13 protein-coding genes are annotated in these 14,323 nt (G+C 66.9%); all 13 read right to left on the bottom strand.

Going from position 1 to position 14,323, the window contains the following annotated elements; genetic code table 11:
* Positions 1 to 140: 140 nt before the first annotated feature.
* Positions 141 to 1,445 carry a cytochrome c gene (locus AAFF27_10155; protein XAH25530.1) on the bottom strand — a complete coding sequence of 435 codons (1,305 nt, stop codon included), beginning with the start codon at positions 1,443 to 1,445 and terminating at the stop codon, positions 141 to 143.
* Positions 1,442 to 3,688: a molybdopterin cofactor-binding domain-containing protein gene (locus tag AAFF27_10150; GenBank protein XAH25529.1), complete on the bottom strand. Its 2,247-nt coding sequence runs from the start codon at positions 3,686 to 3,688 to the stop codon at positions 1,442 to 1,444. The genes AAFF27_10155 and AAFF27_10150 overlap by 4 nt, the downstream gene beginning before the upstream one ends.
* A complete protein-coding gene (locus tag AAFF27_10145) occupies positions 3,685 to 4,188 on the bottom strand; it encodes a (2Fe-2S)-binding protein (protein ID XAH25528.1) in 504 nt (167 codons plus the stop codon). The genes AAFF27_10150 and AAFF27_10145 overlap by 4 nt, the downstream gene beginning before the upstream one ends.
* Before the next feature lie 306 nt (positions 4,189 to 4,494).
* Positions 4,495 to 5,106 (bottom strand): alkylhydroperoxidase domain protein, encoded by a 612-nt coding sequence (locus tag AAFF27_10140; protein XAH25527.1) that lies wholly within the window; start codon positions 5,104 to 5,106, stop codon positions 4,495 to 4,497.
* A 13-nt stretch (positions 5,107 to 5,119) separates the two neighbouring features.
* Entirely contained in the window at positions 5,120 to 5,764 is a 645-nt protein-coding gene (locus AAFF27_10135; protein ID XAH25526.1) for a CMD domain protein, read from the bottom strand.
* Positions 5,765 to 5,774: 10 nt separating this feature from the next.
* A complete protein-coding gene (locus AAFF27_10130; protein ID XAH25525.1) occupies positions 5,775 to 6,860 on the bottom strand; it encodes a putative FMN-dependent luciferase-like monooxygenase in 1,086 nt (361 codons plus the stop codon).
* Between the two features lie 138 nt (positions 6,861 to 6,998).
* Entirely contained in the window at positions 6,999 to 7,655 is a 657-nt protein-coding gene (locus AAFF27_10125; GenBank protein XAH25524.1) for a methionine ABC transporter permease, read from the bottom strand.
* Entirely contained in the window at positions 7,636 to 8,724 is a 1,089-nt protein-coding gene (locus AAFF27_10120) for an ATP-binding cassette domain-containing protein (GenBank protein XAH25523.1), read from the bottom strand. The genes AAFF27_10125 and AAFF27_10120 overlap by 20 nt, the downstream gene beginning before the upstream one ends.
* Positions 8,725 to 8,774: 50 nt before the next feature.
* On the bottom strand, positions 8,775 to 9,593 hold the full coding sequence (locus AAFF27_10115; protein ID XAH25522.1) for a MetQ/NlpA family ABC transporter substrate-binding protein: 819 nt from the start codon (positions 9,591 to 9,593) through the stop codon (positions 8,775 to 8,777).
* Between the two features lie 70 nt (positions 9,594 to 9,663).
* The gene (gene groL, locus AAFF27_10110) at positions 9,664 to 11,313 is read right to left on the bottom strand and encodes a chaperonin GroEL (GenBank protein XAH25521.1); all 1,650 of its coding nucleotides are present in this window, start codon (positions 11,311 to 11,313) and stop codon (positions 9,664 to 9,666) included.
* A 53-nt stretch (positions 11,314 to 11,366) separates the two neighbouring features.
* Entirely contained in the window at positions 11,367 to 11,660 is a 294-nt protein-coding gene (locus AAFF27_10105) for a co-chaperone GroES (GenBank protein XAH25520.1), read from the bottom strand.
* Positions 11,661 to 11,873: 213 nt separating this feature from the next.
* Positions 11,874 to 13,121 (bottom strand): CoA transferase, encoded by a 1,248-nt coding sequence (locus AAFF27_10100; GenBank protein XAH25519.1) that lies wholly within the window; start codon positions 13,119 to 13,121, stop codon positions 11,874 to 11,876.
* Between the two features lie 4 nt (positions 13,122 to 13,125).
* Entirely contained in the window at positions 13,126 to 14,322 is a 1,197-nt protein-coding gene (locus AAFF27_10095) for an acetyl-CoA C-acetyltransferase (protein XAH25518.1), read from the bottom strand.
* Between the last annotated feature and the right edge of the window lies 1 nt (position 14,323).

The following is a 14,323-nucleotide window of genomic DNA, read 5'->3' as shown; positions in this document are numbered from 1 at the left end:
GAATTCGCACCGTGATCGCCGGCCTGCGCTACTAGACCACACCCTTAGCCTTGCTGGCAGCCACCACCGCGCAGGCCACGCCCGACACCATCCGCATCGACGTCGCCAACACGGGCGGCGGCGATCCCGTCAGCTAGTGATCAACGCGTGCGCTGCTGCGCGACGAACTCCGGCGTCACCGTCCCCTGCTTGTTGCCGAACTGCGCCATGACGTAGTTGGCGAGCGCAGCGACTTCGGTGTCGGTGTAGGCCTTGCCGAAGGCCGGCATGTAGACCTCGTTGTCGCCCACGCGCATGCGCACGCCCTGCAGGATCATCTGCGTGACATTCGAGCCGCCCGGATCGTTCACGCCGCGCGTTCCCAGCAGCGATGCATGGCTGGTCTGCTGGCCCTGCCCATTCCATTGATGGCAGCTCGCACAAGCCGCCGCGAACAGCCTGAGCCCCTGCTCGTGGCCTTCGGCCGTACTGGATGCAGGCGCGGCCGCAGTGGCCACCACGGCCCATGGCGCCTTCGCATCGACATCGATCGGGTCCTTGCCCGACTTCGCGGGCACCGTGCGCAGGTAGCTCACAAGCGCCGCGGTGTCCTCGGGCTTCAGGTACTGCAGGCTGTGCTCCACCGCCTCGCCCATCGGGCCCGAGGCCGAACCGCGCCCGTCGGCATGGCCGGTCGTGAGATAAGCCGCAAGCTCGGCATCGCTCCAGGCGCCGATGCCGTTCTTCGGGTCCGACGTGATGTTGTAGGCGCGCCAGCCCTGGATCGATTCGCCCGCCAGGTCGTTGCTCGATTCCAGCGCGAAGCCGACGTTGCGTGGCGTATGGCATTCCGCGCAATGCCCGAGCGCCGTGGCGAGGTACTTTCCCTGGTTCCAGGCGAGCGGTTTCGAGGCGTCGGCCTCGAAGCGGCTGCTCTTGAAGAAGGCTGCGGTCCAGAAGCCCATCGCCCAGCGCTGGTTGAACGGAAAGCCCAGGTCGGCCTCCTTGTTCGGCTGACTCACCTTGGGCAGACTGAAGAGATAGGCCTTGATCGCCAGCACGTCCTTGCGGCTCAGCGCGGTGTACGCGGTGTACGGAAAGGCCGGATACAGGCGCTCGCCGTCCGCGCGCACGCCGTCGTGGACCGCGCGCACGAACTGGTCGTCGCTCCAGTTGCCGATGCCGGTGGCCGGGTCCGCGGTGATGTTTGACGAGTAAATCGTGCCGAAGGGCAGCACGAAGGGCACGCCGCCCGCGAAAGGCTGGCCCTTGCCGGCGACCGTGTGGCAGGCGATGCAGTCGGCCATCTTGGTGAGGTATTCGCCGCGCACCAGTTGGTCGGCATCGGCAGGCGCCCCGGCCAGCACCGGCGCCTCACCCTCCGACTTGTCGGTGCGATTGAGGAACACATACAGCCCCGCGCCGATCACGAACAGCACGACCACCAGCTTGAGAAGTCGCTTCATGCTGCGCTCCTTTCGTCCTGCCCGCCGGACCCGGTACGGGCGATCTTCTTCTTCAGCGCCTCCTTGTCCTGCGCTAGCAGCGCGCGGTTCACCGGCAGCGACCGCAGCCGTACGCCCGCCGCCGCGAAGATCGCGTTCGCAAGCGCCGGCGCCGCAATCGCGGTGCCGACCTCGCCGAGCCCGCCGGGCGCTTCGCCGCTCTTGATCGTGTGCACCTCGATCGGTGGCGATTCATTGATGCGCAGCGTTCGGTAGTCGTGGAAGTTGCTCTGCTCGATCGCGCCCTCGCGCACGGTGATCTCGCTGAAGAGCGCGGCACTGAGCCCGAACAGCAAACCGCCCTGGACCTGCGCCTCGATCGAGCTGGCATTGACCGCGATGCCGCAGTCGAGCGCGACCACCGCGCGCCGCAGGCGCACCTCGCCCTGCGGCGTGACCTCCACTTCGACCATGGCGCAGACCCGGCTGCCGAAGGGATCGCCCACGGCCACGCCGCGTCCCACGCGCGCCGGCAGCGTGCCCTGCCCCCAGCCAATCTTGCTGGCCGCCAGGTCGAGCACGGCGAGCGTGCGCGGATTCTTCTGGAGCAAGGCGCGCCGGTAGGCCACCGGATCCTTCTTCGCACGCTGCGCCAGCTCGTCAATGAAACTCTCCAGCACGAACAGGTTGTGCGTCGGCCCCACGCCGCGCCACCAGCCGACATTGAGGCCGGGCGGCATGTCGTGCCTCACCCACTCGACCTTCAGGTTCGGCAGGTCGTAGCAGGGCTCGGCGACGCATTCGATCAGATCGCCGTCCATGCCGTCCTTGCCCATGGCCGGGGGCGCCCAGCGGCCCAGCACCGTGCCGCCCGCGATGCGGTCGCCCAGCCAGAGGATCCGGCCCTCGCCGTCGACCACGGCCGAGATGTCGTCGTGGTACATCGGGCGCACGATGTCGTGGCGGATGTCTTCCTCGCGCGTCCACACCACCTTGAGCGGATAAGGCACCTGTTTGGCGAAGGCCACGGCCTGCTCCACCGAATCGGTCTCGAGCCGGCGGCCGAAGCCGCCGCCCAGATACTGGTTGTGCAGCACCACCTTGTCTTCGGCTAGGCCGGTGATCTTGGCCGCCACGCTCACGCAGCGCGTCGGCACCTGGGTGCCTACCCAGATCTCGCACTGGTTGGGCCGCACATGCACCGTGGTGTTGAGCGGCTCCATAGTCGCGTGCGCCAGCATCGGCAGGTCGTAGGTCGCCTGCACCAACGTGCCCTCGGGCCGCTTGCCGATGTCCTTGCCGACAATCGCCTTGTCCTTGGCCAGCGCATCACTCAGCGCCGTACGCAGCTTCTGCGTGGTGAGCTCGGCGTTCTGCCCCGGTGTCCACTCGATCTTCAATGCTTCGAGCCCGCGCTTGGCGGCCCAAAAATGCTCGCCCACCACGGCGACCGCGTCATTGATGCGCAGCACGTCGATCACGCCGGGGATGGCACGCGCCGCCTTGTCGTCCACCGAGGCCAGCACGCCGCCGAAGGTGGGACAGGCCCTGACCGTCGCCACCTTCATGCCCGGCACGCGCACATCGAGGCCGAACTGGGTCGTGCCGTCGACCTTGCCGGCGGAGTCGACGCGCCTCAGCGGCTGGCCGATCAGCCTGAAGTCCTTCGGCTCCTTGAGCGTCACCTTGGCCGGCATCGGCAACTTGGCGGCTGCACCGGCGAGCGCGCCGAAGCCGAGTTGCCGCTTGGACGCCGCATGGCTCACCACGCCGCGCGCCACGGTGCACTCCGCGGGATCGACCTTCCATTGCGCTGCGGCGGCCGATACCAGCAGCGTGCGCGCCACGGCGCCCGCCTCCCTCAGCACCCCGTAGGTGGCACGCGTGCTGGTCGAACCGCCGGTGATCTGGCCGCCCAGCAGAGGGATGCCGTAGAGCGCCTCGTTCGGCGGCGAATGCTCCACGCGCACCTGGTCGAGTTCGACGTCCAGCTCCTCGGCCAGCAACATCGCTGAACCGGTGTAGATCGCCTGCCCCATCTCGACCGTCGGCATCACGAGACGCACGCTGCCATCGGTATCGATGCGAACGAACGCATTCGGTGCGAATGCGGGGTTGCCGTCCGCGAGCGCGACGGCGGCGTCGGCCGGCTGCTGCCGCGCGTTGATCGCGGCGAAAGCCTTGCCGGTGCCGAACCAGGTGAAGGCCAGCGCGAGGCCGCCGGCCTGCAGGGCGTCGCGGCGGCTGATGCCGGCCGGTTTCATGATGCGCTCCTGGCGGGCATCGCCACGATAGACTGCAGCACTTCGGGCTTGCCCGTGGCCGCCTGCTTGATCGCGGCGCGGATCCGCGAGTAGGTACAGCATCGACAGACATTGCCCGACATCGCCACGTCGATGTCGGCATCGCTCGGGTTCGGCGTGCGCTGGATCAGCGCGGCCGCCGACATGATCTGGCCGGACTGGCAGTAGCCGCACTGCACCACGTCGACCTCAAGCCAGGCCTTCTGGATGCTCTGGCCCGCCGGCGTCTGCGAGATCGCCTCGATGGTGGTGATCTTGCGCGTGCCGACCGACCCGACCGGCAGCACGCAGGAGCGCACGGGTTGGCCGTCGAGATGGACGGTGCAGGCGCCGCACTGGGCGATGCCGCAGCCGAACTTGGTGCCGGTAAGGCCGACGATGTCGCGCAACACCCAGAGCAGCGGCATGTCATCGGGCGCGTTGACGGCAACGGGCTTGCCGTTGATGTGGAGGTCGGTCATGGGCCTAGTCCTTTTTATGAACTCATCGCGGAGTGCACGCGAACCATAACTCAACTTTGAAGAACGCGCCTGGGATGAATTCAAGGCGCCGAGGCGGATCGCTCCGGGCCGGCCGGGATCAGGACTGGGAGCACAGGTCCGTGCAGCTCCCCCGGATGTACTCACCCGTCAGCCCGTAGCCACGCACCCTTTTCGCCGCCACCGTGATGGCGGGATTGGCGCCCAGTTCGATCGAGGGGATACCCGGCGGCTTCATCGCGCTGGTGCTGCCGGAACTGCGGCGCGGGAGGCCGAGCTCCCGCCGGTTTAACCGGCCGCTCTCTCCTTGGGCTCGCCCAGTGACAACATCAGCCGGTTGGCCCAATTGAAGAAAGCCGCGCCTTGGATGACGTCGGTAATCGCCAGGTCGTCCAGGCCCTGCGCGCGAAGCTGCTCGATGTGCTCGGGCCCGAACGTGGACGGTGTGGACGACAGCGCAACGCTGGCCGCCACGATCGCATTCCAGCGCTCGCCCAGGTCGGCCTTCACGCCCTCATCCAGCAGGCGCTGCACGTCGTCTGTGCGCCGGGAGAAATGCGAAGCAAAGCGCGCATGCACCGACGCGCAGTAGATGCAGCCGTTGTAGCGCGAAGCCGCCGCAGCCGAAAGCTCGCGCTCGGCGCGCGGCAAGCCGGCTTCGGGGTTGTAGAAGATGTCCTTGTCGGTGCGCGTGCGTGCGCCCAGGATGTCCGGGTCGCGCGCCAGCAGGCGGAAGTACGGCGACTTGGCACGGGCCGCGTCCACCAGGCCGGCAAAGTGCCGCTCGGTCAGCTCGGCCTCGGGCAGCGGTTCAAGCCAGGGCAGCCATTCGAGCTGCGCCTGCGTGAAGGCATTGGGGTGCGTGTTGTCGGGGGGGCTCAGGGCCGATTCGGCGGTCATGGGGTTCCTTGGATCAATCGACAAAGGTGACGGGGCGTTGCGCCAGCGCCTGCAGGCCGGTGACGACACGGATCTGGAACGCAAGAAAAGCCACGAGCTGCGACAGAGTCACGATCTCCGTGCTGGACCACCCCGCATCAAGCAGCGACTGCAGCGCCGCCAGGCTCGCGTCACGCGGGTGAAACACGAGCAGGTGCGCATGCACCAGGGCCGCCGAAAGCCGCTCGCCCAGCACCGCACGGTACGCGTTACTCACCGCGTAGACAGGGCCGGCCGTGTCCTCGGCGCTGAGCAGGCCAGCGGGATAGCGGCCGTACGGCCCTTTGGCAGCACCCCGCTTGGCTTCGGCGGCAACGGCCTCGGCCACACCGGCGCGAGGGCCATGCGCGGTCAGGCCTTCGGCATAGAAGCGCGCCACGTCGGACTGCCCATGCAGCCCGGCAACGAAGGCCGCAACGGCAAAGCGGTCGGCGATCTCGAGATGCCCGAACACGGGTGGCGTAGGCGCGAACAGCGCGAGATAGCTCTGCTGCGCCTGTGCACGCGCCTGCTCGCGCTGCGCACGGACACGGTCAAGGTGAGTGCCCGGCGCGATGCCGACAAGCTGGTCTATGACGTCAGGCACAGCGGACACAGAAGGAGAAGCGATGGCGCTCATGAGGTCCAAGCTAGAGAAGTGCAAGGGAGCTTGCAAGAGATTGAGGGGCCGGCACACCCACATGGCGCGCCCAGCCCATGGCTGGCGCAACCACAGTCGCGGTCAGTTCGATGGAGCGCAGGATCGCCTCCTGCGGCGGATCGACGGAGTGCACCTGGCAGACCAGATCGGTCACGCGCGCGAGCGTGCTGTCGGCGCGCAAGGAGGCAATCACGTCGTCGGGCGACCCCACATGCACGTCGTAGGCGGCTATCAGTTGCTCCAGCGGAGCGTCTGGCCTTGCACGGTCCTCGATGCCGATTTTTTCCGATGCAGCGAAGCGGGCTGCCGAGCGGCGCAGCCCGATGTCGGCCAGGCGCAACGCCTCCTTGCGGGTAGCCGCCACGAAGACGCTGCGCGAGCCCACGATGCGCGGCTTGCCGCCGGGTGGAAGCGCGGCCAGATAGGCGTCAATGATCGGGTTCTGGATATCGGCAAGCGATGCGTCGGGTGCCTGCTCGGGGCGCGGCTGTGTGCGCGACAGCATCAGGCCGTCGCCGGCCTCCCCTGCGCGTGTGCCGCCGCTTACGGAGAACGTGGCCTGCCAGATGCGGCCCAACAGCTGCGAGGCCGCGGGGTACAGCGTATCGCCGCCCGCCAGCGGCTGGCCGGCCCAGGCCGCGCGCACTGCGGCGAGCTGCCGCGCGAAGAGCGCCGAGCGATCGTTGCCGTCCAGCCCGAAGGCCGCAAAGGATTCGGGCGTGCCGCCCGTCCCCACGCCCACCTCGAGCCGCCCGCCGGAGAGCAGGTCCAGCACGATCGCATCCTCGGCCACGCGCACCGCGTTCTCCAGCGGCAGCGTGACGATGCCGGTGCCCAGGCGGATGCGCCGCGTGCGTGAGGCTACATAGGCCAGAAAAACGAAGGGCGACGGCAGTCCGCCCTCGTGCTCGTGAAAGTGGTGCTGCGCCACCCAGGCGGAATCGAAGCCGAAGGCCTCGGCATGGGCAATCTGCGCAGCGACGAGGCGGTAGCGCTCAGCAGCCGTGGCATCGTCAAGCAGACGGCTGAAGAAGCCCAGGCGAAGTGGGCGCGGAGAGGGGGAAAGGCCAGACATCCAAAGAAGACCAGGTTGTCGAAAACTTCCGAGTCTTGCCCGCAACCACCGCCCAGGGGAAATCTGGTTTTCGCGCTTGTTTATGCAAATTGCAAGCATCTCCCTGTCGCTCGTACCCATGGCACTGCATCGGCAGCCTCACCTCCGGTGATCGACCCTGCGCGCCAGCCGTTCCCCAACGAACTGGATCACGGACACCAGCGCGATCAGGATCACGATCACCTCGAACATCACGCGGGTCTCGTAGCGCTCGTAGCCGTAGCGGATCGCCAGGTCGCCCAGCCCGCCGGCGCCCACCGCACCGGCCATGGCCGATGCGTTGACCATGGCGATCACGCTGACCGTCATGCCGCCGATGATGCCGGGCAGTGCCTCGGGCAGCAGCACATGCCGCACGATGTGCCAGCGCTTGCAGCCCATGGCACGCGCGGCCTCGATCAAGCCGCCATCGACGTCGTTCAGGCTGACCTGGGCAATGCGCGCATAGAACGGGATCAAGTTGGCCGCAAGCGGCACCACGGCGGCCCAGGTGCCAAGCGTGGTGCCGACGATGAAGCGGGTGACCGGCAGCAGCGCCACCAGCAGGATGATGAACGGGATGGCGCGGCAGATGTTCACCACGATCGACAGCGCCTTGTGAAAGCGCGGCCGCGGGTACAGATTGCGCGGCGCCGTCACCGTCAGCACCACGGCCAGCACCAGACCCAGCGTGATGGCGATGAAGGCCGACACGCTCACCATCGCCAGCGTCTGGAAGAAGGCCTGGACGTACTTTTCAATCAGTGGTGTGGACATAGCCCAGTACCTCGATGCGATCAGCCGACAAGGCAAGCCGCGCAGCCTCTTTGTCGAAAGGATGCTCCGCGCTGGCCGGCACGGCCACCAGCAGCCGGCCCTGCGCATGCCCGCGGATGCGGTCCAGGCCGCCATGCAACCATGTCGCGCCAGGGCCAAGCGCCGCCAGCGCCTCGAACGGCACGCCCTGCGGGCGCGAGGCGCCGTCAAAGCCCAGGCTCAGCACAAGCTTGCCCGGGCGCCCGTCCAGGCCCCCAACATCAGGCACCAGCGCTGCGGCCAGGTCGGGCGGCAGGTCATGCAGCAACGGCTGCAGCAGCGCGCGCGTAGCGTCGGCCTGTGGCTTTCCAAACACCCGCCATACCTCGCCAAGCTCAACAAGGCGGCCCTGGTCGAGCACCAGCACGCGGTCGCATACCTCGCGGATCACCGCCATGTCGTGCGTGATGAGCACGACCGTCAGGCCGAAGTTGCGGTTGATCTCGCGCAGCAGCGCAAGGATGGACTGCGTGGTTTCGGGGTCTAGCGCCGAAGTGGCCTCGTCGCACAACAGTATCTGCGGTTGATGCACCAGCGCTCGGGCAATGCCGACGCGTTGCTTCTGGCCACCTGAGAGCTGCGCCGGATAGACATCCGCCTTGTCGCCCAGGCCCACCAACTCCAGCAGTGCATCGACACGCTCGCGGATGCGGGCCGGCGCCACGCCCGCCACCTTCAAAGGCAGCGATACGTTGTCGCGCACGGTCTTGGCCGACAGCAGGTTGAAGTGCTGGAAGATCATGCCGATGCGGCGGCGCAGATGGACCAGCGCATCTTCGTCCAGCCCGCCCACGTCAACGCCATCGACATGCACGCTGCCGCCGCTGGCCGCCTCCAGCGCATTGATGGTGCGCAGCAAGGTCGACTTGCCAGCGCCGCTGCGCCCGATGATGCCGAACACCTCACCACGGGCAACCGCAAAGGACACGGCCTCCAGCGCCTTCACGGGGCCCGCCGAGCCCGCGTATTCCTTGCGGACCTGGTCGAAAACGATGTGGGCTGCCTCTGCAGCCACTGCTTCGGTGTTCACAAGGTGTGAAGAAACCGTAGCGAGCGCGTAGTAGGTTTATTCATACCTTGTCAGAAGACGGGCAGGACCGAGCCCTGGTACTTGGTCTGGATGAACTTGCGAACCTCCTCTGACTGATAGGACTTGACCAGCGTCTTGACCCACGGCGCATTCTTGTCCTGCTCGCGCACGGCGATGATGTTGACGTAGGGGTTGTTCTCTTTCTTCTCTACCGCGATGCCGTCGCGCGTGGCGATCAGGCCAGCCTGGTAGGCGAAGGTGTTGACGATGGCGGACGCATCCACGTCCTCCAGCGAGCGGGCGAGCACTACCGAGGCGGCCTCCACCAGTTGCACCTTCTTCTTGTAGGCCGTGACGTCCTTCAGCGTGGCCGTTCCCACTGCGGGATCGAAGCCGTCGCGCAGGGTGAGCACGCCTTGGTCGCGCAGCACCACGAGCGCGCGTGTCTGGTTGCTTGGGTCATCAGGAATGCCAAGCTTGGCGCCGTCCGGCAGATCCTTGAAGGCCTTGAACTTCTTCGAATAGAAGGCGATGGGCGAGATGTAGGTCGTGCCCACGTTGGCCAGCTTGTAGCCACGCTGCTTGATCTGGTCGTTCAGGAAGGGAATGTGCTGGAACGAGTTGGCTTCGAGGTCGCCATTGTTCAGCGCCTCGTTCGGGCTGGCAGATCCGGTGATGACGATGGCCTTCACGTCGAGGCCGTTCTGCTTGGCAACCTTGGTGACCACCTCCCAGATCTCTTCATCGACGCCGCCGCGCACACCCACGCGCAGCGTCGTGGTCTGGGCCACGGCGGTGGTATGGATCCACAGGGCGGTAGAGGCCAGGGCAAGCGCACCGACGGCGCGCAACACATTGCGTTTCTGCATGAGTCTTCTCTCTGTTCTTGAAGTTTTTGATGGCAAGTGGCCGCCGCCAGCATGGCGGCGGCCCAGGCGCTTAGAAGTCCGCGCCGCCGAAGCCAGGCTGCCCGCCGGCAGGTGCTGCCGCTGCGCCTTCTTCCTTCGGCGCCTCGGCCACGATGGCCTCGGTCGTCAGGATCAGGCTGGCCACCGAGGCGGCGTTTTGCAGCGCGGTGCGCGTGACCTTGGCAGGGTCCAGCACGCCTTGTTCGACGAGGTCGCCATAGGTGCCGTTGGCGGCGTTGTAGCCGTAGTTGCCCTTGCCTTCGAGCACCTTGGCCACGACCACGCTGGCCTCTTCGCCGGCGTTGGCCACAATCTGGCGCAGAGGCTCCTCGATCGCGCGCAGCACCAGCTTGATGCCGGCATCCTGCTCGGCGTTGTCGCCCTTGAGCGTGCCCGCCGCCAGCACCGCCTGCTTGGCACGCAGCAAGGCCACGCCGCCGCCAGGCACCACGCCTTCTTCCACGGCTGCGCGCGTAGCATGCAGGGCGTCCTCGACACGTGCCTTCTTTTCCTTCAGCTCAACCTCGGTGGCCGCGCCAACCTTGATCACCGCCACGCCGCCTGCGAGCTTGGCCACGCGCTCTTGCAGTTTTTCGCGGTCGTAGTCGCTGGTGGCGTCGTCGATCTGGATGCGGATCTGCTTGACGCGCGCCTCGATGTCGCCGGCTGCGCCCGCGCCATCGATGACGATGGTGTTTTCCTTGCCCACCTCGATGCGCTGCGCCTGGCCCAGGTCGGCCAGCGTCACCTTCTCAAGCGTCAAACCCACCTCTTCGGCAATCACCTTGCCGCCCGTGAGGATGGCAATGTCTTCGAGGATGGCCTTGCGGCGGTCGCCAAAGCCCGGAGCCTTCACCGCCACCACCTTCAGGATGCCGCGGATCGAGTTGACGACCAACGTGGCCAGCGCCTCGCCCTCGACCTCTTCGGCAATGATCAGCAGCGGGCGGCCGGCCTTGGCCACCGCTTCGAGCGTGGGCAGCAGATCGCGGATGTTGCTGATCTTCTTGTCGAACAGCAGGATGAAGGGGCTCTCCAACACCGCCACCTGGCGCTCGGGGTTGTTGATGAAATAAGGCGACAGGTAGCCGCGGTCAAACTGCAGGCCCTCGACCACGTCAAGCTCGTTGTTGAGCGACTTGCCGTCTTCCACGGTGATCACGCCCTCCTTGCCCACCTTGTCGATGGCATTGGCAATGATCTGCCCCACATCCCAGTCGGAATTGGCCGAGATGGCGCCGACCTGTGCAATCTCCTTGCTGGTGGTGGTGGGCTTGGCCAGGGTCTTGATCTCTGCAACCAGCGCGACCACGGCGCGGTCAATTCCACGCTTCAGGTCGGCCGGATTGAGGCCCGCGGCCACGTACTTGAAGCCTTCGCGCACGATGGCTTGTGCCAGCACGGTGGCGGTGGTCGTGCCGTCACCGGCGTTGTCGCTGGTGCGCGACGCGACTTCCTTCACCAGTTGGGCGCCGATGTTTTCGTAGCGGTCCTTGAGCTCGATCTCTTTCGCGACCGAGACGCCGTCCTTGGTGACCGTAGGTGCGCCAAAGCTGCGCTCGAGCACTACGTTGCGGCCCTTGGGGCCGAGCGTGACCTTGACCGCGTCGGCCAGGACGTTCACACCACGAACGATTTTTGCGCGGGCGTCATCAGCGAACAGGACGTGTTTGGATGCCATGGGTGCTTCTCTCCGGATGGATCAACAGAATTTGAAATGGACAGGCTTGTGCTTCAGGCTTCGAGCACGCCCAGAATGTCTTCTTCGCGCAGCACCAGGACTTCGTCGCCGCCCAGCTTGACGGTCTGGCCGCCGTACTTGCCGAAGATCACCTTGTCGCCCGCCTTGACGTCTGGCTTGACGCGCTCGCCCTGGTCGTTGCGCTTGCCGGGGCCCACAGCCAGCACTTCGCCTTGCTCTGGCTTCTCACCCGCCGAATCGGGGATGACGATGCCGCTGGCAGTTTTGGTTTCAGGGTCGCTGCGCTTGACGATGATGCGATCGTGCAGAGGACGGATGGATGACATGGGAATCGAACTCCTGGGATGAAACTGTTTTTGCGACGCATGCGCGAACAGTGGGTCCCAGGGGGCAGCACTCTTCTGCGCATGCTGCCAATCTTCGAAGGATGCTTCTCGACAGAGAAGGACTCTTTTCGCAGAAGCTATCTCGTGCAGCGACAAAGCCGCAGCCAGGCAGACCGGTGCTCCCCCGGGCATCGGTCACTTGAAGCTGGAATCTCAGCCCAGGCTCGGATCGCGCTCTGGCCCCGCCACCACACCCGCATCGTGCAGGCGGCCAATGGCGGCGCCATCCAGGCCCAGCACCTCGTGCAGCACCTGGTCGGTGTGCGTGCCCAGCAAGGCCGCAGGTGTGGTCGGCTCGCGCTCCATGGCGGGCGCGCGCACTGCGGCACCTGCGGTCAGGTGCTCGCCAATGCCTGGCGTGGCCATGCGCTCGAACACCGGGTTGGCGGCACTCACGCGTGCATCGTGGGCCAGCAGCTCGCCCACCGTGCTGTAGCGGCCCCAGCAGACTTTGTGTTGTTCCAGCACGGCCTCTGCATCGGCCTGGCTGCGGGCCGCAAACCAGGGCTCGACCAGTTCCGCAATCGCATCGCGGCCTTCGAAGCGCTGCGCCTCGTCGGCAAAGTCCAGGCCGCTGCGCTGCTGCAGTTCGGCAATGGCCTGCTCGATGCCGCAGGCCTTGACCAGTGCCTTCCACTGCCCGGCCGAGATCGCCGCCACCATCACGCGCTGGCCGTCGGCTGTGCCAAAGTCCCGGCCGAAAGCGCCGTAGAGGTGGTTGCCGATGGAGGGCCGCTCTTGTTGCAGCAGCTCGGCCTCGGCCAGCACGCCCAGGTGCGACAGCATGGTGAAGGCCATGTCGGACAGCGCCAACTTCAACTCCGCCCCCGTGCCGGTGCGGCGCCTGTGGTCCACCGCCGCCACCACGGCAAAGGCCGCCTGGTAGGCGCAGGCAATGTCCCAGGCCGGCAGCACATGGTTCACCGGCCGCTCACGCGAGCCGCCGCCGGTGATGGCCGGGTAGCCGGTGGCGCAGTTCACCGTGTAGTCCACCGCGGTGCTGCCGTCGCCGTTGCCCTGGATGGTGCAGCTGATGAGGTCGGCGCGCCGCTGCGCCAGCACCTCGTGCGCGAGCCAGGGTGTGCCGATGTTGGTCAGCAGCACGCCGGCATCCGGCCCGGGCGCGGTGGCCAGCGCCTGGATCAGCTCGCGGCCCTCGGGCTTGCGCAGGTCGATGGCGACCGAGCGCTTGCCTTTGTTCAGCGCCGTCCAGTACAGGCTGCGGCCCTTGCCATCGGGCTGCGGCATGCGTGGCATGCGCGCGTAGTCGATGCCGCCGCCAATCATGTCGACGCGAATCACGTCGGCACCAAACTGCGCCAGCGTCAGGCCAGCAAGTGGCGCGGCGATGAAGGCCGAGCTTTCGATGACGCGCAGCTTGTTGAGGAAGGGGTAGGTCATGGCCTCAGGCGCTCTCGAACACCGCCGCCAGTCCCTGCCCGCCGCCAATGCACATGGTCTCCAGCCCGTAGCGCGCGCCGCGCCGCTGCATCTCGCGCAGCAGCGAGGTCATGATGCGCACGCCCGTCGCGCCCACAGGGTGGCCCAGCGAAATACCGGAGCCGTTGACGTTGAAACGCTCCGGATCATTCCAGCCCCAGCCTTTGGCAACCGCAAGGGCCTGGCAGGCAAAGGCTTCGTTCAGCTCGACCAGGCCCATGTCGTCAAAGCCCAGACCATTGCGGCCAAACAGCTTCTTCACCGCTGGCACCGGGCCTATGCCCATGTGCGAAGGCTCGCAGCCTGCGGCGGCCCAACTGTGCAGGTAGCCGATGGGCGTGAGGCCCAACTCTTCGAGCTTGTCTTCAGCCACGATCAGGCAGGCCGCAGCCGCGTCGTTCTGCTGGCAGGCATTCCCTGCGGTGACGGTGCCGTCCTTCATGAGGGGCTTGAGCCTGGCGAGTTGATCGAGGGTGAGGTCGGCGCGAATGCCTTCGTCGCGGTCCACCACCAGCGCGTCACTCTTGCGCTGCGGCACGCTGACCGGCACCACTTCTTCGGCGAACTTGCCGCTGGCCCAGGCGGCGGCCGCGCGCTGGTGGCTGCGCAGCGCAAAGGCGTCGGCTTCTTCGCGGCTGATGTTGTAGTCGCGCGCCAGGTTCTCTGCCGTTTCGATCATGCCGCTGATGCGGCCAAAACGCGCCTCGGGCTGCGAGCGCTCGCGGCCGCGCTCCAGGCGGTCGTGGAACCTGACGCTGCCAGCGCGCTTGCCCCAGCGCATGTCGGTGCTGTAGTACTCGACATTGCTCATGCTCTCGACGCCACCGGCCATGACCACGTCGGCCGCGCCGGTCTGCACCATCATGGCGGCCGTGGCGATGGCCTGCAGGCCACTGCCGCAGCGGCGATCCAGTTGCATGCCCGCAACCTCGATCGGAAAGCCGGCCTGCAATGCCACCCAGCGGCCGGTGCAGGGCACCTCGCCATTGGCGTAGGAGTGGGCGAAGACCACGTCTTCGATCAGGGCCGGGTCCAGCCCGGTCTGCGCCACGACGGCGCGGGCGACGATGGCACCCAGCTCTTCGACCGGCACGCTGCGCAGCGCACCGCCAAAGGCGCCGATGGGCGTGCGCAGGGGGGAGACGATGGCGGCTCTTTTCATG

The sequence above is a fragment of the Xylophilus sp. GW821-FHT01B05 genome (genome assembly GCA_038961845.1).
Lineage (GTDB): Bacteria > Pseudomonadota > Gammaproteobacteria > Burkholderiales > Burkholderiaceae_C > Xylophilus.
This window is presented reverse-complemented; position numbering and strand designations above follow the sequence as displayed.